Source organism: Allostreptomyces psammosilenae, from assembly GCF_013407765.1.
GTDB lineage: Bacteria > Actinomycetota > Actinomycetes > Streptomycetales > Streptomycetaceae > Allostreptomyces > Allostreptomyces psammosilenae.
The window spans coordinates 1,950,326-1,968,304 of record NZ_JACBZD010000001.1 but is presented as its reverse complement, the minus strand read 5'-3'; the positions used below and the strand labels follow the sequence as shown (position 1 = coordinate 1,968,304).

22 protein-coding genes and 1 pseudogene are annotated in these 17,979 nt (G+C 73.3%); 10 read left to right on the top strand and 13 right to left on the bottom strand.

The window, feature by feature from the left end:
• On the top strand, nt 1–807 hold the full coding sequence (locus FHU37_RS07925; RefSeq protein WP_179813503.1) for a MerR family transcriptional regulator: 807 nt from the start codon (nt 1–3) through the stop codon (nt 805–807).
• Entirely contained in the window at nt 804–1,817 is a 1,014-nt protein-coding gene (locus FHU37_RS07920) for a BtrH N-terminal domain-containing protein (protein WP_179813502.1), read from the top strand. The genes FHU37_RS07925 and FHU37_RS07920 overlap by 4 nt, the downstream gene beginning before the upstream one ends.
• 25 nt (nt 1,818–1,842) lie before the next feature.
• Here FHU37_RS07920 and FHU37_RS07915 read toward each other — a convergent pair whose 3' ends face one another.
• From FHU37_RS07915 to FHU37_RS07905, 3 genes are all read right to left on the bottom strand, one after another.
• A complete protein-coding gene (locus FHU37_RS07915; RefSeq protein ID WP_179813501.1) occupies nt 1,843–2,064 on the bottom strand; it encodes a DUF4287 domain-containing protein in 222 nt (73 codons plus the stop codon).
• 52 nt (nt 2,065–2,116) lie between these two features.
• Nucleotides 2,117–2,563 (bottom strand): DoxX family protein, encoded by a 447-nt coding sequence (locus FHU37_RS07910; protein WP_179813500.1) that lies wholly within the window; start codon nt 2,561–2,563, stop codon nt 2,117–2,119.
• Between the two features lie 65 nt (nt 2,564–2,628).
• Nucleotides 2,629–3,018: a VOC family protein gene (locus FHU37_RS07905; RefSeq protein ID WP_179813499.1), complete on the bottom strand. Its 390-nt coding sequence runs from the start codon at nt 3,016–3,018 to the stop codon at nt 2,629–2,631.
• A 128-nt stretch (nt 3,019–3,146) separates the two neighbouring features.
• Here FHU37_RS07905 and FHU37_RS07900 point away from each other — a divergent pair, with 128 nt between their 5' ends.
• Nucleotides 3,147–4,034, top strand: a complete 888-nt coding sequence (locus FHU37_RS07900; protein ID WP_179813498.1) for a LysR family transcriptional regulator — start codon at nt 3,147–3,149, stop codon at nt 4,032–4,034.
• 139 nt (nt 4,035–4,173) lie between these two features.
• Here the strand turns inward: FHU37_RS07900 and FHU37_RS07895 are convergent, their stop codons facing one another.
• Nucleotides 4,174–4,620 (bottom strand): MarR family winged helix-turn-helix transcriptional regulator, encoded by a 447-nt coding sequence (locus FHU37_RS07895; protein ID WP_179813497.1) that lies wholly within the window; start codon nt 4,618–4,620, stop codon nt 4,174–4,176.
• Between the two features lie 116 nt (nt 4,621–4,736).
• On the opposite strand from FHU37_RS07895, the gene FHU37_RS07890 reads away from it, so the two are divergent.
• Together FHU37_RS07890 and FHU37_RS07885 are read left to right on the top strand one after the other, a co-directional pair.
• A complete protein-coding gene (locus FHU37_RS07890; protein ID WP_179813496.1) occupies nt 4,737–5,153 on the top strand; it encodes an SRPBCC family protein in 417 nt (138 codons plus the stop codon).
• A 150-nt stretch (nt 5,154–5,303) separates the two neighbouring features.
• Nucleotides 5,304–6,506: an erythromycin esterase family protein gene (locus tag FHU37_RS07885; protein WP_179813495.1), complete on the top strand. Its 1,203-nt coding sequence runs from the start codon at nt 5,304–5,306 to the stop codon at nt 6,504–6,506.
• Between the two features lie 108 nt (nt 6,507–6,614).
• Here the strand turns inward: FHU37_RS07885 and FHU37_RS07880 are convergent, their stop codons facing one another.
• The gene (locus FHU37_RS07880; protein WP_179813494.1) at nt 6,615–7,199 is read right to left on the bottom strand and encodes a helix-turn-helix domain-containing protein; all 585 of its coding nucleotides are present in this window, start codon (nt 7,197–7,199) and stop codon (nt 6,615–6,617) included.
• A gap of 117 nt (nt 7,200–7,316) precedes the next feature.
• Here FHU37_RS07880 and FHU37_RS07875 point away from each other — a divergent pair, with 117 nt between their 5' ends.
• The 3 genes from FHU37_RS07875 to FHU37_RS07865 are packed head-to-tail and all read left to right on the top strand — an operon-like array spanning nt 7,317 to nt 9,608.
• Nucleotides 7,317–8,153: an EamA family transporter gene (locus FHU37_RS07875; RefSeq protein WP_179813493.1), complete on the top strand. Its 837-nt coding sequence runs from the start codon at nt 7,317–7,319 to the stop codon at nt 8,151–8,153.
• A gap of 60 nt (nt 8,154–8,213) precedes the next feature.
• Nucleotides 8,214–8,861 carry an FMN-binding negative transcriptional regulator gene (locus FHU37_RS07870; protein ID WP_179813492.1) on the top strand — a complete coding sequence of 216 codons (648 nt, stop codon included), beginning with the start codon at nt 8,214–8,216 and terminating at the stop codon, nt 8,859–8,861.
• A 39-nt stretch (nt 8,862–8,900) separates the two neighbouring features.
• Nucleotides 8,901–9,608, top strand: coding sequence for a B3/B4 domain-containing protein (locus tag FHU37_RS07865; RefSeq protein ID WP_179813491.1), 708 nt, complete (start codon nt 8,901–8,903; stop codon nt 9,606–9,608).
• A gap of 47 nt (nt 9,609–9,655) precedes the next feature.
• Here the strand turns inward: FHU37_RS07865 and FHU37_RS07860 are convergent, their stop codons facing one another.
• The 6 genes from FHU37_RS07860 to FHU37_RS07835 form a co-directional block, all read right to left on the bottom strand.
• Entirely contained in the window at nt 9,656–10,048 is a 393-nt protein-coding gene (locus tag FHU37_RS07860) for a VOC family protein (protein ID WP_179813490.1), read from the bottom strand.
• Complete coding sequence (locus FHU37_RS07855; RefSeq protein WP_179813489.1) at nt 10,045–10,347, bottom strand: ArsR/SmtB family transcription factor; 303 nt, start codon at nt 10,345–10,347, stop codon at nt 10,045–10,047. Before FHU37_RS07855 ends, FHU37_RS07860 begins: the two co-directional genes overlap by 4 nt.
• A gap of 87 nt (nt 10,348–10,434) precedes the next feature.
• Nucleotides 10,435–11,478 (bottom strand): LacI family DNA-binding transcriptional regulator, encoded by a 1,044-nt coding sequence (locus FHU37_RS07850; RefSeq protein ID WP_179813488.1) that lies wholly within the window; start codon nt 11,476–11,478, stop codon nt 10,435–10,437.
• A gap of 109 nt (nt 11,479–11,587) precedes the next feature.
• Nucleotides 11,588–12,778 carry an MFS transporter gene (locus tag FHU37_RS07845; protein WP_179813487.1) on the bottom strand — a complete coding sequence of 397 codons (1,191 nt, stop codon included), beginning with the start codon at nt 12,776–12,778 and terminating at the stop codon, nt 11,588–11,590.
• 249 nt (nt 12,779–13,027) lie between these two features.
• Nucleotides 13,028–13,444 (bottom strand): DUF2690 domain-containing protein, encoded by a 417-nt coding sequence (locus FHU37_RS07840; RefSeq protein ID WP_179813486.1) that lies wholly within the window; start codon nt 13,442–13,444, stop codon nt 13,028–13,030.
• A 282-nt stretch (nt 13,445–13,726) separates the two neighbouring features.
• Complete coding sequence (locus FHU37_RS07835; RefSeq protein ID WP_179813485.1) at nt 13,727–14,167, bottom strand: MarR family winged helix-turn-helix transcriptional regulator; 441 nt, start codon at nt 14,165–14,167, stop codon at nt 13,727–13,729.
• An 89-nt stretch (nt 14,168–14,256) separates the two neighbouring features.
• Here FHU37_RS07835 and FHU37_RS07830 point away from each other — a divergent pair, with 89 nt between their 5' ends.
• On the top strand, nt 14,257–15,381 hold the full coding sequence (locus FHU37_RS07830; protein WP_218903966.1) for an epoxide hydrolase family protein: 1,125 nt from the start codon (nt 14,257–14,259) through the stop codon (nt 15,379–15,381).
• 153 nt (nt 15,382–15,534) lie between these two features.
• A complete protein-coding gene (locus FHU37_RS07825) occupies nt 15,535–16,341 on the top strand; it encodes a calcium-binding protein (protein WP_179813484.1) in 807 nt (268 codons plus the stop codon).
• A gap of 462 nt (nt 16,342–16,803) precedes the next feature.
• Here the strand turns inward: FHU37_RS07825 and FHU37_RS27895 are convergent.
• Nucleotides 16,804–16,962: pseudogene (locus FHU37_RS27895) on the bottom strand (ClpX C4-type zinc finger protein); the annotation flags it as partial.
• A 511-nt stretch (nt 16,963–17,473) separates the two neighbouring features.
• Nucleotides 17,474–17,896: a DUF6223 family protein gene (locus tag FHU37_RS07815; RefSeq protein WP_179813482.1), complete on the bottom strand. Its 423-nt coding sequence runs from the start codon at nt 17,894–17,896 to the stop codon at nt 17,474–17,476.
• Nucleotides 17,897–17,979: the final 83 nt, after the last annotated feature.

Genomic DNA, 17,979 nt, shown 5'->3' with positions numbered 1-17,979 from the left:
GTGCACGACGAACTTCTCACCATCGGGCGCTTCGCCCGCCTGTGCCGACTCAGCGTCAAACAGCTGCGGCACTACGACGAGACGGGGCTGCTGACCCCGGTCCGGGTGGACGCCCTCTCCGGCTACCGCTACTACGCGCCGGAGCAGGCACGTGACGCCCTGACCATCGCCCTGCTGCGCGAGATGGATCTCCCGCTGGCCGTGATCGCCCAGGCGCTCACCGCCGACCCCGAGCGCAGGGCACGGATCCTGCGGGCGGAACGCGACCGGCTGGCCGCACGCATCAGCAGGGACCAGGCGCGGCTGGAGGTGCTGGAGCGGCTGGCGGAGGATGGTCTGCCCGACTACGAGGTGACGATGAGCACCGAGCCGGAGCGACGGCTGGCGGTGGTGCGAGCGGTCTGCTCCCCCGCGGAGATCGGGCAGAGGTTCGCCGAGTGCGTGGGCCGGCTGCTGTCCGAGCTCGGCGGGGCGGGGGTCGCCTGGGAGCCGCCGCTGTGCGGGCTGTACCCGCTGGATCTGGAGGAGCGGACGGAGATCGCCGTCGGGGCGCCGACGCCGGGGGGAGGGGGGACCCCCGGCCTGGAGTTCCAGGTGCTGCCCGGCGGGGACGTCGCCGAGACCGTGCACATCGGCCCCTACGCCCAGCTGCCCCTGGCCTACAACGCTCTCTTCGCCGCCGTCCACGAGCGCGGACTGCGCCCGCAGGCCCCGGTACGCGAGGCGTACCTCGTCGGACCGGCGGAGGCGCCGCAGGAGGAACTGATGACCCGACTGGTCGTCCCCGTCCAGGAGAAGGTGGCATGAGCACGGTGATAGACGTCGACGCGCGCGGTGGGCAGCACTGCGAGACGACGGCCCTGGGGGTGCTGCTGCGGCACCAGGGAATCGATCTGTCCGAGCCCATGTGCTTCGGCCTCGGTTCCGGCCTGTCCTTCGTCTACTGGGACAGCAGGTCCATGGACTTCCCCTTCCTGGGCGGACGGGTCAAGCCCTTCGACCTCACCAGGAACCTGGCCGCCAGGCTCGGGCTGGAGCTGCTGGTCCAGGAGACCACCTCCCCGCGCAGGGCGTGGGAGAACGTGGCGGCCCGCATCGACGCCGGCCAGCCGGTCGGACTGCAGCTCGACAGCTACCACCTGGACTACTTCCGGGCGAAGGTGCACTTCGGCGGTCATGTCGTGGCCATGTACGGCTACGACGACCACCAGGCCCACCTGGTCGACACCGGCGCGCAGGGCGGAACGGTCACCACCAGCCTGACGAGCCTCGCCCAGGCCAGGGCCGCGCGTGGCCCGATGACCGCCAGACACCGGTCCTTCACCCTCACCGCTCCGAGGAACCCGCCCTCCCCGCGGGAGCGGATCGTTCCCGCCATCACCGCCTGCGCCGCGGCCTTCCTCGACCCGCCGATCGCCAACCTCGGCCACCGCGGCATCGAGAAGGCCGGCCGGCTGATCGGCACCTGGCACCGGCGCACCGACGACCCGCGGCGCGACCTGCCGCAGGCCGCCCTGCTGATGGAGAGGGCCGGCACCGGCGGCGCGCTGTTCCGCAACCTCTACCGTGACTTCCTCGCCGAATGCGCCCAACTGCTCGACAGCGGCCACCTGCGCACCGGCCACCGGCTGTACGCCGAAGCGGCCGTACTGTGGACGCGAGTCGCGGAACTGATCACGCGGGCGGGGGAGTCGGGCGAGGCGGGGCCCCTCGTCCAGGCGGGCGCCGTTCTCCACGACCTCGCACGGATGGAGCGGGAGGCCATGCGGGCGCTGAGCCGGCTGGCGGACGAACCTCCGACCGCCAGCCGGCCCTGACGGGGGCACGCTCCCGGGGGAACGCTCATCGACGGGCGTCCTCGGCCAGGGTGTGCGCGACGAGCGCGTTGGCGTGGCCGTGGCCGAGGCCGTGTTCGGTCTTGAGCCAGGCGACCAGTTCCGAGTGCCGGGTGAGGGGGGAGTCGCGGATGATCCGCACCCAGTGGGAGACGGGGTGGCCGTACTTCTTCTCGATGGAGGGGAAGTAGCTGGCGGGTCCCTTGACGCGGGCGGCCGGTTCGGTCATGGCGGTTGCCTCCTCGTGGGTTGGTGGTGTCCGTGCCGGGGGCGGGTGTGGTTCAGGCGGCGCGGCGGTGCGGTCGCCGCAGGAGGCGGGCCGTCGAGGCGCGGCGGCCGTGGGCGATCCAGGCGAAGAGCGCGGCGAAGACCAGGGGGGTGTACCAGAAGGTGGTGTCGAGGTAGAGCCAGATGAAGATCTCGGCGCCCGCCATCAGTCCGATCAGGGCCAGGGCGGCCGGGCCGGCCAGACGGGGGATCACCAGGCCGACGGCGCCGGCGATCTCCAGGAGGCCGACCAGGTACATGAACCAGTCGCCGTAGCCGATCAGGTCGAAGGACTCGGCGGCGGCCGGCACCCCGGCGAGCTTGGGGACGCCGCTGGCGACGACCAGGAACAGCGCGAGGGTGATCTGGGCGGCCCACAGCGCGGCCCCGGTCCGCCGGGAGGCGGCGGGGGAGGGGACGGTGCCGGTGGTGGCAGTGGTGGCGGGGGCGGTGGCGGTCATCGGGTTCCTTCCGGAAGGGGTCGGGCCGGGCGTCCGCTCCGGACGCCGTTCGGCGGGGGAGCGGGTCAGGCGCCGGGGGCGTCCTGGGGGTACCAGCGCAGTTCGACGGTGTTGCCGTCGGGGTCCCGGACGTACAGCGAGATCCCGGCGCCGCGGGCGCCGTAGCGCTCGGCGGGTCCCTCGACGACGTCGAGGAGCCCGGAGTCGACGACCTCCTGCCAGTCCAGCGGGTCGACGACGAGGCAGAAGTGGTCGACGTTGGTCGCGCCGCGGTGCCGGGGGACGAGGTCGATGATGGTGTCGGGGGACACGCGGACGGAGGGGAACGGGACCTCGCCGGCGCGCCAGCGCTCGACGCGGACGGGTTCGAGGCCGAGGGTGCCGCAGTAGAAGTCCAGGGCCCGTTCCGGGTCGGCGGTGTTGAGGACGAGGTGGTCGAATCCGGTGACGCGCATGGGGGTCGGGTCCTTGTCCGGGCTGGTGTGGATCTGACGTGATCCACGATCTCCCGGGCGGGGGAGCCGACCAAGCCATGATCGGTCTAGGATCGTTGAACAGGGGTAAACGATCGGAGGCGGGGCCGGTGCTGGAGCGACACGAGATCGAGTCCTTCCTGACGCTCGCCGAGGAACTGCACTTCGGGCGCACCGCCGAGCGGCTGGGCGTCACGACCGGCCGGGTCAGTCACGTGATCAGGAAGCTGGAGCGGCGGGTGGGCGCCCGGCTCTTCGAGCGCACGAGCCGGGTCGTGCGGCTCACCCCGACCGGCCGGCAGTTTGCCGACGACCTGCGTCCGCACGTGGCCGGGATCGAGGAGGCGGTGCGCCGGGCCGTCCAGGCCGGGCGCGGGGTGACCGGGCGGCTGCGTGTCGCCTTCGTCGGCGACTCCACGGCACCGGTGCTGATGAGGGCGGTGAGCCTGTTCGCCGAGCGCCACCCCGACTGCGAGGTGGAGGTCAGCGAGGCGCACCTGTCCACCACGCGCTCCGGCCTGGTCGACGGTTCGATCGACGTGCTCATCGCCTCGTTCCCGTTCGACGGCATGGCCAACGGCCCCACGCTGATGCGGGAGCGGCGCATGTTGGCGGTCCCCGTCGGCCACGTCCTCGCCGACGCGGAGTCCGTCTCCCTGGAGGTACTGGCGGACCACCCCGTCGTGCAGTACCCGGCCGTGACCTCCGCCGCGTTCAAACGCGACCGCACTCCCGACCACACGCCCTCGGGCCGGCCCGTCCGCAAGGGCCCGGTCGGCAACACGGTCTCCGAGATGCTGTCCCTGGTGGCGCTCGGCAAGGGCGTGCTGCCGGTCGGGGAGCTCACCCGGGAGTACTCCCCGCGCCCCGACATCAGTTACGTCCCGATCCACGACGCGCCGCCCATCCGGCGGGGACCCGTCTGGCTGGAGGCCAACACGACCGCCCGGGTACTGGCGTTCGTCCGGGCGGCCGCCGACGCCAACCCCCAGGCCTGACGGCCCTCCGACCGTTCGGGGGGGCCGGGACGACCGGCCGCGGCGGACCGGGAGGCGCAGGGGCGTTGTCGGTGCCGGGTGGGAGAGTCGGTGGTGGCGGTCGCGGGTGGGTGGTGGCGGTTCTTCCGGGAGGGGGCTCTTACCGCTGCCACGCGCGCTGGGCGCGGGTGACGTCCTCCAGGGCTGTCCTGAAGACGGCGTAGGTGTCGTCACCGAGCGCGGCGCGGTGCCGCTGCTCGATGTCGGCGAGGATGGCACGGGCCTTGTCGATCCCGTCGAGGCCGTTCGCGGTCGGCACGACCAGCTTCGCGCGCCGGTCGCGTGGGTCGCTCTCCCGGCGCACGTAGCCCAGCTCCTCCAGTTCGTCGACGATGACGCCGACGATCTGCTTGTGCTGACCGGACCACTGGGCCAACTCGGTGGCCCGAGCGCCGGAGGCGGGCAGCACCGCCAGGACCGTGCCGTGGCGGGGCCGCACCCGCGGGTGGCCCTGCTCCGCCAGCCGGGCGAACAGCTCGTCGCGGAGCGCGCGTGCCAGCTGACCGATCAACATCCCGAGGTCCGGCTCCTCCGCGTCGGATGCCATCCCAGCTCCTCCCGGATCACGATAGTCACGACTCTTGACTGTATTGCACCGTGACTATAACGTAGGTCGCAGTTGATCCCGCCCCCGCGGGATCGCGGACACGAGGGGGAACAGCCATGAGCGCAGGTTTCGACTACGCCAGCACCCGCACCCTGGACGCCCCGGTCGACCAGGTCTGGGCCGCCTGGACGCTCGCCGACCGGTACGGGAAGTGGGCCAGCGCCGAAGACGTCGTCCTCGACGTCCGGCCCGGGGGCGCCTGGAGCTCGGTCATGGTCATCCCCGGGGGCGCCCGCGTCCCGCTGACCGGCATCTACACGGAGGTCGTGGAGAACGAGCGGCTGGTGATGGGCATGAACGTCCCCGGCCGCGAGGAGCCCGCCCTGATGACCCTGGAGCTGGCCACCGAGGGCGCCGGCAGCACCCGGATCACCCTGTCCCAGACCTTCGACACCGCCGAGGAGCGGGACCAGGCCGAGCTCGGCAGCAACATGCTCCTGGACGGCCTGACCGCCTTCCTGGCCGCGGCCTGACGGCGAACCACCGCGGTCAGCCGCCCGGTTGCCGGCAGGCAACCGGGCGGCAACCAGCCTGGGCTGCACCGCCTTTGAAGGTTTTGCCCCATCAACCCGAAGAATCCGCGGGAGAGTTTCAACCGATCGTTCAACGATAGCGTTGAAGGCATGGCGACTGACATCAAGGACACCGCCCATGCCGTCGAGGCCGCTGCCGTCATGAGGCTGCTCCCGGCCCGGCCCCGCATGCTCGCCCTGGGCGAGCCCACCCACGGCGAGGACGCCCTGCTCGACCTGCGCAACGAGCTCTTCCGGCAGCTCGTCGAGCAGGAGGGCTACCGGACGATCGCGATCGAGAGCGACTGCTTGATGGGGCTGGTCGTGGACGACCACGTCACCTCGGGCACCGGCACCCTCGACGAGGTCATGGAGCACGGGTTCAGCCACGGCTGGGGCGCCTTCTCGGGCAACCGCGAGCTGGTGCGCTGGATGCGCGACTACAACGAGGGCCGGCCCGCCTCCGAGCAGGTCCGCTTCGCCGGCTTCGACGGCCCGCTGGAGATCGCCGCCGCCGCGAGCCCCCGGCAGGCCCTCACCGCACTCCACCGCTACCTCGCGGCCGAGGTGGACGCCGATCTGCTCCCCTGCACCGCGGAAACGCTCGACCGCCTGTTCGGCACCGACGACCGCTGGTCCGATCCCGCCGCGATGATGGACCCGACCCGCTCCGTGGGGCAGTCGGTGGAGGCGAGGCGGCTGCGGGTGCTCGCCGACGATCTGGTGGCGCTGCTCGACACCCAGACGCCGCACCTGATCACCGCGACCCCCCGGGCCGACTGGGACCGGGCGTGCCTGTACGGGCGCACCGCGACCGGCCTGCTGCGCTACCACCACTGGATGGCCGACACCTCACCGGCCCGGATGACCCGGCTGGCGAGCGTGCGGGACCAGATGATGGCCCACAACCTCCTCGCCGTCGCGGAACGGGGCCCGGTGTTCGTCCACGCCCACAACACGCACCTCCAGCGGGCGAAGAGCACGGTGCGGATGGGCGGGACGCCGCTGGAGTGGTGGGGCGCCGGCGCGTTGGTGAGCGCCCGGCTCGGCGCGGAGTACGCCTTCGTGGCCACGGCCCTCGGCACGATCCGGCACCAGGGAGTGGACACCCCGCCGCCCGACACCGTCGAGGGCCTCCTGTACACCCTCCCGGAGGACCGGTACCTCCTCGACGCCCGCCGGCTGGCCACCGCCCTCGGCGACGTGTGGCCCGCCGCCCGGGTGTCCCCCTGGTTCGGCTACGCCGCGCTCGACCCGGCCCACCTGGCCGACATCGACGGGCTCGTGTTCGTCAGGGACGTCCCGCGGAGCTGACGTTCCGAACGCCGGCCGGGTCGCCCGCTCGGCGCTGGTCGGTTTCGGGCCCCCAGGGCCGACCGTGACCACCGGACCGCTGCCCCGCCCGACGTGCCGCCCCGCGGGTCACCCGGGGGAGACGGGACCGGGCGGGAGCTGGACCGTCATGATCAGGTGACAGGTCTCGGTGCCCGAGCCGCGGTAGGTGTGCGGGGCGTCGCCGTCGAACGTGGCGGTCTGGCCGGCTTCGACGGTGTGCTCGGTGCCGTCGACGACCAGGGTCATCCGGCCGGCGGTGACGCTGACCGTCTCCACGACTCCGGCCTGGTGGGGGTGGCTGGGGTACTCCTCGCCCGGTTCCAGGCGCCAGCGCCAGACCTCGACGGGGGCCGGGCCGGAGGTCGTCAGCACGAGCCGGGCTTCGCCGCCCCGTTCCCCGGTCCACAGCGGTGCCACGCTGCCGGCGGCCACCACCCGGACCCGGCCTTCGGGCGGCCCCTGCATCAGAGCGGACACCGAGACGCCGAGGGTGTCGGCGAGCCGCACCAGGGTCGCCAGGTTCGGGTTGCCCTGCGCCTTCTCCAGCGCCACCAGGGCGCCCTTGCTGACCTGGGCGCGCCGGCTGAGCTCCTCCAGGGAGAGCCCCGCCCGGGTGCGGGCCGCCCGGACGTTGTGCGCCACCGTCCGCAGGGCCGCGGCCGTCTCGGCCACCTGATCACCATCCTCACACCGGGACCATCGGAATGCACCGTGCGGTCGTTCGGTTGACACGCGGCGGTCGGTCTGTTGTACGGTTCGGTCGTTCCATTGAATGGTAAGGGATGTGCCGTGCTCGCTCTGCTGCTGGCCCTGGGCAGTTCACTGGCCTACGGGTGCGCCGACTTCCTCGGCGGCCTCGGCGCCCGCAAGGCCCACGTGCTGCGGACCGTGGTGATCGCGGCCCCGGCCAGCCTCGCGGTCGAGCTGCTGCTGTGGCCGCTGCTCGGCGCCTCGTTCAGCGCCGGCGCCGTCGGCTGGGGCGCCGCGTCGGGGCTGGCCTCCGCCGCCGCGTTCGCCCTGCTCTACCGCACCCTGGCGATCGGACCGATGAACGTGCTGTCGCCGGTGACCGCGCTGGTGTCCGCCGCGCTGCCGGTCGCCGTGGGGCTGCTCCAGGGGGAGCACCTCGGTGCGGCCGGCCTGGTCGGACTGCCGCTCGCGCTGGTGGCGGTGGTGCTGGTCAGCGCGGGGGATCGCGCGGGCTCGGCGCGTCCCTCCCGCACGGCCCTGCTGCTGGCCTTCGGCGCGGGTGCCGCCATCGCCCTGCAACTGGTCTTCCTGCACCAGGCACCCACGGACAGCGGGGTGGCCCCGCTGATCATCGGCCGGGCGGTCTCCTCGGCCGTCACCCTGACCGTGGCCGGGGTGATGCGCCGCGCGCTGGGCCCGGAGCGGCCCGCGTACGCGACCTCGGCGGCCGCGGGTGCGCTGGACTCCGTGGCGAACCTGCTGTTCCTGCTCGCCGCCCGCAGCGGGGACCTCGCCGTCGTCGCGGTGATCACCGCCCTCTACCCGGCCGGCACGGTGCTGCTCGCCCGCGTCGTGCTCGCCGAACGGGTCCACCGCGGCCAGCTGACCGGCCTGGGCGCCGCCGCCGTCGCCGTCAGCCTCCTCGCCCTGACCTGAGCACGCCCGCGGCCACACCCGGCCACCCCACGCACCGCCGACCACCGCAAGGAGAACCGCGTGCTGATCCAGCCCTGGGACGCCAGCCTCGACGAAGCCGAATGGCGCACCTGGATCGCCGAGGGCCACGACTTCGGACTCCTGAGCGTCAACGGCCTCCCCGGTCACCCGCCCAGCACCGTCCCCACCCACTTCTCCTGCGACGGCCCCCACATCCTGATCCACCTCGCCCGCCCCAACCCGGTCTGGCAGGCGATCGCCCACGACCCGGCCGTCGTCCTCACCGTCATCGGCGACTACGCCTTCGTCCCCGGCCCGTGGCGCGCCGGGCCCGGCACCCCGCCCCGCGACGGCGTCCCCACCAGCTACTACACGGCCGTCCAGTTCACCGGCCGCGCGCAGATCGTCGACGACCCCGAGGCCAAGGCCGAACTGCTGCGCCGCCAGCTCGCCCACTTCCAGCCCGACGGCGACCACGCCCCCGTGGCCGTGGGCCGGCCGCCCTACGGCCGGATGCTGTCCGGCATCCGCGGCCTGCGGCTGGAGGTCGCCGACGTCCTGGCCAAGTTCAAGTACGACGACCACAAGCCCGTCGAGCACCGGGGTGCCGTCGCCGACCACCTCACCGAACGCGGCCAGGGGCTCGACGCCCCCGCCGCGCTCCAGCAGCGCCGCCGCCTGGACCGCATCGGCACCTGGAAGCCCTGACCCTCCCCCGCACCCACGCAGGAACGGAACCGCACTCCCATGACCGTCTTCCGTCTCGCCCCCGCCGTCGCGGACGCCTTCCCCGGCACCCTCATCGCCCTGGTCACCGCCACCGGCGTGCGCGGGCGTGAACCCTGGGCCGACACGGCCGCCGCGGTGGCGGACCTGGAGCGGCGGCTCGCCGACGGCACCTGGCGGCCCGCCGACGAGACCGATCCGCGGATCGAGGCGTGGCACGCCGCCTACCGCTCCTTCGGCACCAACCCGCGCCGCGTCCGGCCGAGCGTCGACGCCCTCGGCCGCCGCCTCGCCAAGAAGGGCGCCCTGCCGCGGATCAACCCGGCCGTCGACTCGTACAACGCCGTCTCCGTGCGGCACGGCCTGCCCGCCGGCGCGTTCGACCTGGACCACGTCACCGGTGATGTCGTGATCCGCCACGCGGACGGCGGCGAGTCCTTCACCCCGCTCGGCGAACCCGGCACCGTCGAGAACCCCAGGCCCGGGGAGATCGTCTACGCCGACGGCGCCGGCGTGCTGACCCGCCACTGGAACCACCGCGACGCCCACCGCACCCGCGTCACCGAGGACTCCACGCGCGTCGCGTTCGTCCTCGAAACCCTCCACGGCAGCCGCGACGGCGACCTGCTCCAGGCCGCGGCGACCGAACTGCGGCGCCTGCTCGACCCGCACTGCGGACAGACCGCCGTGCGGTACCTCAGCCCCGCGCACCCGGAGGCGGCCGGCTGAGACCCGTGCGCGGCCGACCGCCTGCTGCGGCTCCCTGCTGCGGCGTCCTACTGCGGCTTCGTCGCGATCTGGATCAGGTTGCCGCAGGTGTCGTCGAAGACCGCGGTGGTGACCGGGCCCATCTCCAGGGGCTCCTGGGTGAAGCGGACGCCGAGGCCGCGCAGCCGCTCGTACTCGGCCCGCACGTCGTCGACGGCGAACTGGGCGAGCGGGATGCCGTCGTTGACGAGGGTGTCGCGGTAGGGGGCGACGGCCGGGTGGCCGGCGGGCTCCAGGAGGAGTTCGGTGCCCTCGGGATCCTCGGGCGAGACGACGGTCAGCCACCGGTCCTTCTCGCCCACCGGGACGTCGTGCTTCTTCACGAAGCCGAGGACCTCGGTGTAGAAGCGCAGGGCCTTGGCCTGGTCGTCGACGAAGATGCTGGTCAGATGGATCTTCATGGGATGCTCTGCTCCGGTCCTGAGGTGTCGGGCACGGGCCACCGCTCGGTGATCTGCCGAAGCGGGGCCGTGTTGAGGTCATGGAACTTGTAGCGGCCCTCCCGCCTGGTCTCGACGAGTCCGGCCTCCTCCAGCACGGCGAGGTGCTGTGAGACCGCCTGGCGCGAGATGCTGAGCCGGTGCTTCATGCTCAGTCGCGAGCAGATCTCGAACAGGGTCTGTCCGGACTTCTCCGCGAGCTCGTCGAGGATGGTGCGGCGGGTGGGGTCGGCCAAGGCCTTGAAAAGGTCGGCAGCCACGACTCCAGGATAGGCAACCGTTCGCTTGCCTATCAAGTCGAGGGGAGCGGTCCCCGGACGCCCCCGGCGTTCTGACCCGCCCGGCGGCTACGAGCGCGGCGGGGCGGTGCTGCCCCGGACGACGAGTTCGGTGGCCATCTCGACCCGGCGCTGCGGCAGCGGCTCCTCCCGGGAGAGCGCGAGCACCATGGTCGCGGCGGTGGCGGCCATCTCCGCGAGCGGCTGGCGCACCGTGGTCAGGGGCGGGGGAGTCCACGCCGACGGGAAGAGGTCGTCGAAACCGACGACGCTCAGGTCCTGGGGGATGCGCACCCCGGCCTCCGCCGCGGCCAGGTACACGCCGAGGGCCTGGCCGTCGTTGCAGGCGAAGACGGCGGTCGGCGGATCGGGCAGGCGCAGCAGGTCGCGGGTGTGGCGCAGCCCCGACTCGATGTGGAAGTCCCCCACGCGGATCAGCTCCGGATCCACGGCCAGGCCGGCCATCTCCAGCCCCGCCCGGTAGCCGTCCAGCCGCGCCCGACTGGACAGGATGTGCTCCGGGCCGGTGATGACCGCGATGCGGTGGTGCCCGAGCTCCAGCAGGTGCCGGACGGCCGACAACCCGCCGTTCCAGTTGCTCGCGCCCACCGACGGGCAGGCGTGCGCCGGCTCGCCCGTCGGGTCGACCAGGACGAACGGTATGCCGCGGGAGCGCAGCCGGTCCCCCTGATCGTCGCTGGGGCTCGAGAAGACCGAGATGACGCCGGTCGGGCGGCGGGCCAGGACGTCCTCGACCCAGCCGCGCCCCGGGGTGTGGTGCCCCTCGAGTTCGGAGAGGACCACGGCCAGCCCGTGCTCGCGCGCCACCCGCTGGACCCCCCGGAACACCTCGACCGGGTAGGGCCCCTCCACCGCGTGCAGCACCAGCTCCAGCAGGGGCGCCGGTCCGGCGGGCCTCTTCCTGCGCCGGTAGCCGTGGCGTCGGATGACGCTCTCGACCAGGGAGCGGGTCTCCGCGGAGACGTCCGCCCGCCCGTTGACCACCTTGGACACCGTCGCGAGCGACACCCCGGCCCGCTCCGCGATCTGCGCGATGGTCAGCGGCTCGTTGACGGCGGTCTCGACGGGCGCTGCGCGGTCCGGTGCGGTCATGCCGGAAGTCTAACGACGCGTCCGCGGCGGAAACTTTCGAAGGATCCGCACGCGGGCAGCGGCGCGATCGCGTTCTGGGGGCCGGGTGGTGGACCGGCGGCCGAACCGGTCACCGGGTGGCGGTCAGGGGGCGTTCCGCGAGCAGCAGGAGGAGACCCGCGGCGGTCAGCAGCAGGCCGGTCAGGGCGATGCTGTGCGGGCCGTAGCCGTCCAGGAGGCGTCCGCCGAGGAAGGAGCCGGCGGCGATGCCGGCGTTGAACGCCGCCGAACTGGTCGCCGAGGCGACATCGACACTGCCCGGGGCGATCCGCAGGATGCGACTCTGCAACGCGGTCACCAGGGCGGACATGGAGGCGCCGATGAGCGCGACCGCCGTGACCGACGCCGGCCCGCTGGAGCCGGCGACGGCCAGCAGCGCCAGGGCGGCGGTCAGCAGTGACACCGCCGCGACCAGGGTGGCACGGGGATCGCGGTCCGACAGCGCTCCGGCGACGGTGGTGCCGGCCAGACCGGCCAGGCCGCTCAGCAGCAGCACCCCGCTGACGGTCGCCGCGGGCAGGCCCGCCGCGTCGGTCAGGAAGACGGTGACGTAGGTGTAGAACGTGAACACGCCGGAGGCGATCACCGCGGTGGCCACCACCAGCAGCGCGAAGCGGGATCTGTTGGGGTGCGGGGCGGTGGACGCCGGGTTCTGCTCGACGGAGGCCGACGGCAGCAGGAGCAGGACCGTGACGCCGGCGAACAGGCCGAGTGCGCTCATGGCGAGGAAGGGGACGCGCCAGTCGGTCTGCTGGCCCAGCCAGGTCCCCGCCGGGACGCCGGCCACGCTCGCCAGGGAGGAACCGCTGAACAGGGCACCCACCACTCGCGCGCGGACGCCCTCCGGGAACAGGCCGGCGGCCGTCGCCGCGACCACCGACCAGAAGACCGCGTGGGTCAGCGCGACCAGTACGCGCGCCGCCAGCATGACGGCGTAGTCGGGGGCGAGCGCGGACAGCAGTGTGGCCCCGGTGAAGACGGTCAGCAGTACGGTGAGCAGCCGCCGGCGTGGGACACGCTGGGTGGCCCGGGTGAGCGGCACCGAGGTGACCAACACCACGAGACCGTAGCTGGTCACCAGCAGGCCGGTGGACGACGGCGCCACGCCGAGCCCGTCAGAGATCTGCGGCAGCAACCCGACGGGCAGGTTCTCCACGGTCACGTAGGCGAACAGCGCCACCGCGAGCGCCACCACGGCGACGACCGCACGTCCCCGTGGGAGGGGCGGGGTCACCGTCCGCGAAGCCGCGTCAACAGCCATGCGCCCCCCTCGGTTCCCGGCCCGGCGAACACGCCCTTTTGTTTGGTCTCCCGTCAAAGTTGGGCAGCAGCAGACCACGCGCGTATCGCGGTGTCAAGCCGGCGGACGCCGGTGGGGGGCGGGGCTCCCACGGCGTCCGGCGGCTGTTCGGGACGGGGCGGCCCGCGACGCGGATCGGGTTGCGAGCCCGTGCCGCGGGCGTCGGTGGAGACGGCCCCGGCCCCTCACGGAAGGCCGGGAACGGCCGGATCAGGCGCCGATGTTGAAGGCGAACGCCGAACCGGAGTAGGCGAGCGTGGCGCCCGCCAGCAGCGGCGACACCACGGAGGTGCTGCCCTCCGGGACCCTGACCCGGTAGTAGCCGGGCGTTCCGGCGTTGGCGCCACCGATGTAGAGCTCGGCGCCCGGGTAGGAGAACAGGACCCGCGCGTACATGGTGCCGCACGTCGTGCTGTGGCGCAGTTCGACCACCCCGTCCGCCTCGGTGTAGCCGTAGTGGACGAGGCGGGAGTCCGCGGTGCAGCCGTTCGCCACCGGGTCCAGGCCGTTGCAGGCCGCGCCGTAACAGGCGGCGGACTCGGCGGCCGGCGCCGCCGCCACCGGCGCCGCGGTCAGGCCGACGACCGCTGCGACCCCCGCCGACAACACCCCGAGCTTCGCACGCATTGCTTCTCCCCTTTCGGTCACCCCACCCTGCCGGGTGCGGACGCTCGTGCCGTGGGCATGGCGAGAGGGGTCCGACCGTGCGGAACGGGGCCCCTGCGCCCTGCTCGTCCCCCGGACCGTGACCGTGCGCGCCCGCGCCGCAGGGCGCGGACGAGATCCCCCCGCCGACATCGCGACCATCCTGCGCTACTGACGGAGCATCAACAAGGGGGAGGAGGTGTTCGGTGGGGACCCGGTGGCGGAAGAGCGGGCCGTGGCCGAGGGGGCGGGCGCGGTCGGTGGTCACTCCGGTTGGTGGTGGGCGAGGACTCTGCCGAGCAGGCGGGTGAGTGTCCGCCGTTCCTCCGCCGACAGCGGTTGGAGCAGGTCGTCCTGCACCCGGTCCAGGACCTCGTCCATGCGCCGCAGCTGCCGGAGGCCGTCCCCGGTGAGGGTCACCCGGTTGCGCCGGCCGTGCTCCGGGTCCGGCGCCCGGTCGACGAAGCCCTGCTCGACCAGTTCGTTGACGGCCGCCACCATGTCGCTGCGGTCGATGTGGCACCGGCGGCCGATCTCCGCCTGGCTCGCCGGCCCGAACTCGTGCAGCGCCGCCAGGACCCGGTAGTGGTACCCGCGCGCCCCGGCGGCGGCGAAGCCCTCGGCCACCAGCCGGCGGGCGTGTACGGAGAGTTGGTTGATCAGCCAGCTGGGCTTCGCCGTCAAACGCTCGGGGATCTCGTCCATGGCGACCACCCTAGCGGTGTTGGCAAGACCAACACTCCTCCCATAATGTTGGTCCCACCAATGTTGGGGTAACCATCAAAGGAGGCGTCATGTCCGCTGCCACCGTGATCAAGCCGTTCCGCATCGACATCCCCCAGGCCGACCTCGACGACCTGAACGACCGGCTCGCCCGCACCCGTTGGCCCAACGAGGTCGCCGGCGCCGGGTGGGACTACGGCTTCCCGCTGGCGCGGCTGCGGGAGCTGGCCGAGTACTGGCGCACCGGCTACGACTGGCGGGAGCACGAGGCCAAGCTCAACGAGCTCGCGCACTTCACCACCGAGATCGACGGCCAGAACGTCCACTTCGTCCACGTCCGCTCCGCGAAGCCGGACGCGCTCGCGCTGGTCCTCACCCACGGCTGGCCCGGTTCGTTCCTGGAGTTCCTCGACGTGATCGAGCCGCTGTCGCGCGACTTCCACCTGGTGATCCCGTCCATCCCCGGGTACGGCTTCTCCGGGCCGACCCACGAGCGCGGCTGGGACGCCATCCGGATCGCGCGGGCCTGGGCCGAGCTGATGCGCCGTCTCGGGTACGAGCGCTACGGCGCGCAGGGCGGCGACTTCGGCGCGGGCATCTCGATCGCCCTCGGCGCGGTGGCGCCCGAGCGCGTCGTCGGGGTGCACGTCAACTACCTGCCGACCCGGCCGGCGCCGGACGCCGGCGTCGAACTGTCCGAGACGGACGAGGCCCGGCTGGACAAGGTCCGGGCGCTGATGGCGAACCGTCCGCCGTACCAGGCCCTGCAGGCGCTCACCCCGCAGACCATCGGCTACGCGCTGACCGACTCGCCGGTCGGCCAGTTGGTCTGGATCGCCGAGCGCTTCGCGCAGTGGACCGACCCGAAGACGCCGGTCAGCGACGAGCGGATGCTCACCGACGTCTCGCTGTACTGGCTGACCGCCACGGCGGCCTCCTCGGCGCGGCTCCACCACGACGCCCCGCGCGGGGCCCATCAGCCGTGCCCGGTGCCGCTCGGCGTGGCGGTGTTCGCGCACGACATCACGCAGTCGGTGCGACCGCTGGCCGAGCGGCTGTACGACATCAGGCACTGGTCGGAGTTCGAGCGCGGCGGCCACTTCGCCGCGATGGAGGTGCCGGAGCTGCTCGCCGAGGACGTCCGGGAGTTCTTCCTGGCCCGTGTCGAGGACGACCACCGGGGCGCCGCCGGCTAGTTCGCGCCGCCGCGGCGGACGCCTTCCGTCCGCCGCGGCGCCGCCCCGTCGGCCGTCGTCCGGAGGCGACCTCGGTGTAGACGGGATGTCGATCCCGCGGGCAGAGTTGTACCGACCATGACATCGTTGCCTTAGTGAAGTGAGGACCCAGCCATGGTGCAGCCCCGGACCGCTTCCGCGCTGACCGCCGTAGTCCTGACCCTGTTAACCACCGCCTCGGCCACCACGTCCGCCATCGCCGCCACCGCCGACGCCCCCGCGACGGCCACGGTCGTCGCCGACTGGGACAAGCGGACCCTCACCTACCGCGCCGCGGCCGGGCAGGCCAACGACCTGCAGGTCATGGACATGCCTGGTGGTACCGAAACGCGCCGGGTGGCGTTCAACGACGAGGTGCCCATCCAGGCCGGAGAGCCCTGCACGCAGCCCGATCCCAACGACGCGACCCGGGTGGTGTGCGAGCTGCCGGCGGACAGCCCCCTGCTCGACGACATCCGCATCCTGCTCGGTGACGGCGACGACGGGATGTTCACCGACGCGCCGGGCGTCCGGCTCGTCGACGGCGGCGCGGGAAGCGACGAGCTGCACGCCCACTCCGCGCAGGTGGTGCTGGGCGGGGGCGGCGACGACATGCTCATGGGGCGCGTCGTGATGGATGGTGGCGACGGCATGGACCACCTGATGGGGGATGACGGGCGCCAGTACCTGAGCGGCGGCCGCGGGGACGACCACATCGAGGCGTACGGTGGCGACGACGCCGTGTACGCCGGCTCCGGCGAGGACCACGTCTCTGGCGGCCAGGGCGGCGACGTCATCCTCGGCGGCCACGACGACGACGTCCTCGCCGGCGACGAGGGCGCGGACGTCCTGCACGGCAACCACGGCGACGACACCCTCCACGGTGGCGAGGGCGCCGACCGCCTCGTCGGCGGGCCGGGCCGTGACGAGGTCACCCAGTAGTACTCACTCTCCGACCGGCACGCCCCCCGACGGCGCCGGGCCCGCCACCCGCCCGCCCAACGCGAGGCCCCCTGTCGCGTCGCCCACGCGGGGCGAGGGCGCGAGGTGATCGACGAGGGGGACGTCACCTCGCGTCCGCCGGCCGCGGACGCCGCTGCCGCTCCCGCCCTGCCGGGGGAGGGGCCGTACCGGTCCGTCACTCCTGGTGGAAGACCGGGGCGAGCGGGGCGGGGGAGGAGGCGTCCGTCACTCCTCGCCGGAGAACCTCTCCCACGCGGACTGGCGGGTGATCCCCAGGGCTTCGCCGATCCTGGTCCAGGTGACACCGCGTCGACGCAGTTCCAGGACCCACGAGCGCAGCTCGGCCTCCGCCTGCTCGATGTGCGCGGCCACGCGCGGAAGGTGGTCCAGCATCTCCGCGTCCGCCAGGGACGCCCACACCGGATCGCTTGGTGCGGTGGGCTTGCCGAGGTGCTCCTCGACGATGGATCGGGCCAGGGCCACGCATTCGTCACAGATGTAGACCCCGGGGCCGGCGACCAGTTTGCCGACCTCGGATCTCGGCTTGCCGCAGAACGAACAGTGCGTCGGTTCGGTCGGTGGGAAGACGGCTGTGGTCACCGAACACTCCTCATGGTGTCAGGGATGCCCTGACAGGCTAGGCCGTCAGGGCGTCCCTGACAATGAGCCGGAGTGGATCCCGGCAGCGGCACCCAAGGGACGCCCATCGGTCGTGTGGGAACGGCGTGCCCGTGGATCGCACACGGGCCTCGTCCTCCGCTGAGGGGCCACGTACTGCCACGGTCCGCACACCTCGACCGGAAGCGCCGCTCGGCCACGCGTGCCGTGGCCGGCCGCGGGTGGACTTCACCCGACGGGTCGCTGGGCTCGCTGGCGGGTGGTTCTCCCAGGCGCTCTTCTCGGCGGCGGACCGCGACGCCGTCGCCGCCGCCGCGAGGGCGGCGAGTCGTTCCATGCCGGCGTAGCGCCACGGAGGCCGCGGGGAGTCCCGAGGGGCGAATGCATGTCGTGTGCATGTAGTTCGGCTCGCCCTCCTGTGCGGGGTCGCGCCGGGCGGTGACCACACCCGCCCGGCGCGACCCGCCACCCCCGGGAACGCCGGCGACAGCCGTCAGCCGGTGCGGCGGGAGCGGGCGAGGGCCAACCCGCCGAGGACCGTGCTGACCAGCCCGACCAGCAGGGCCACGTACGCCCCGCCCAGTCCGTTGCCGGTGCCGAGGCCGCCGGCGGCGGTGGCGGCGACCAGCCCGCCGAGGGCCATGGCCACCAGCCCGGCGGCTGTGGCGATCGCTGCGCCGAGCGGTCCGTTGGCGGTGCCGAGGCGACCGCCGGGCCGGGCCAGGGCCAGGCAGGCGATGACCACGCCGGCCAGTCCGAGCAGCGCGCCCGTGGAGGCCCCGAGCCGTCCGAGGCTGAAGTCGTAGACGCTGGCGGCGATCGGCTGCGCCGAGGTGCGCGCGGCCGCCGGGTCGGCCATGGCGACGCCGATGAGCAGGGCGGCGGGGGCGGCGGCGAACAGGCGGTGGACGGACATGTGCGGTGGCTCCTTCCCTTCCCGTGACCGGGTGTGGCCCCCAGCCTCCCTTCCGGCCCCACCCCCGGTCGTCCGGCGGACGC

Coding starts and splice junctions, on each gene's coding strand:
- FHU37_RS07920 (WP_179813502.1), top strand. CDS start 804: ATGAGCACGGTGATAGACGTCGACGCGCGCGGTGGGCAGCACTGCGAG.
- FHU37_RS07915 (WP_179813501.1), bottom strand. CDS start 2,064: ATGACCGAACCGGCCGCCCGCGTCAAGGGACCCGCCAGCTACTTCCCC.
- FHU37_RS07910 (WP_179813500.1), bottom strand. CDS start 2,563: ATGACCGCCACCGCCCCCGCCACCACTGCCACCACCGGCACCGTCCCC.
- FHU37_RS07905 (WP_179813499.1), bottom strand. CDS start 3,018: ATGCGCGTCACCGGATTCGACCACCTCGTCCTCAACACCGCCGACCCG.
- FHU37_RS07895 (WP_179813497.1), bottom strand. CDS start 4,620: ATGGCATCCGACGCGGAGGAGCCGGACCTCGGGATGTTGATCGGTCAG.
- FHU37_RS07890 (WP_179813496.1), top strand. CDS start 4,737: ATGAGCGCAGGTTTCGACTACGCCAGCACCCGCACCCTGGACGCCCCG.
- FHU37_RS07885 (WP_179813495.1), top strand. CDS start 5,304: ATGGCGACTGACATCAAGGACACCGCCCATGCCGTCGAGGCCGCTGCC.
- FHU37_RS07865 (WP_179813491.1), top strand. CDS start 8,901: ATGACCGTCTTCCGTCTCGCCCCCGCCGTCGCGGACGCCTTCCCCGGC.
- FHU37_RS07860 (WP_179813490.1), bottom strand. CDS start 10,048: ATGAAGATCCATCTGACCAGCATCTTCGTCGACGACCAGGCCAAGGCC.
- FHU37_RS07850 (WP_179813488.1), bottom strand. CDS start 11,478: ATGACCGCACCGGACCGCGCAGCGCCCGTCGAGACCGCCGTCAACGAG.
- FHU37_RS07845 (WP_179813487.1), bottom strand. CDS start 12,778: ATGGCTGTTGACGCGGCTTCGCGGACGGTGACCCCGCCCCTCCCACGG.
- FHU37_RS07840 (WP_179813486.1), bottom strand. CDS start 13,444: ATGCGTGCGAAGCTCGGGGTGTTGTCGGCGGGGGTCGCAGCGGTCGTC.
- FHU37_RS07835 (WP_179813485.1), bottom strand. CDS start 14,167: ATGGACGAGATCCCCGAGCGTTTGACGGCGAAGCCCAGCTGGCTGATC.
- FHU37_RS07830 (WP_218903966.1), top strand. CDS start 14,257: ATGTCCGCTGCCACCGTGATCAAGCCGTTCCGCATCGACATCCCCCAG.
- FHU37_RS07825 (WP_179813484.1), top strand. CDS start 15,535: ATGGTGCAGCCCCGGACCGCTTCCGCGCTGACCGCCGTAGTCCTGACC.
- FHU37_RS07815 (WP_179813482.1), bottom strand. CDS start 17,896: ATGTCCGTCCACCGCCTGTTCGCCGCCGCCCCCGCCGCCCTGCTCATC.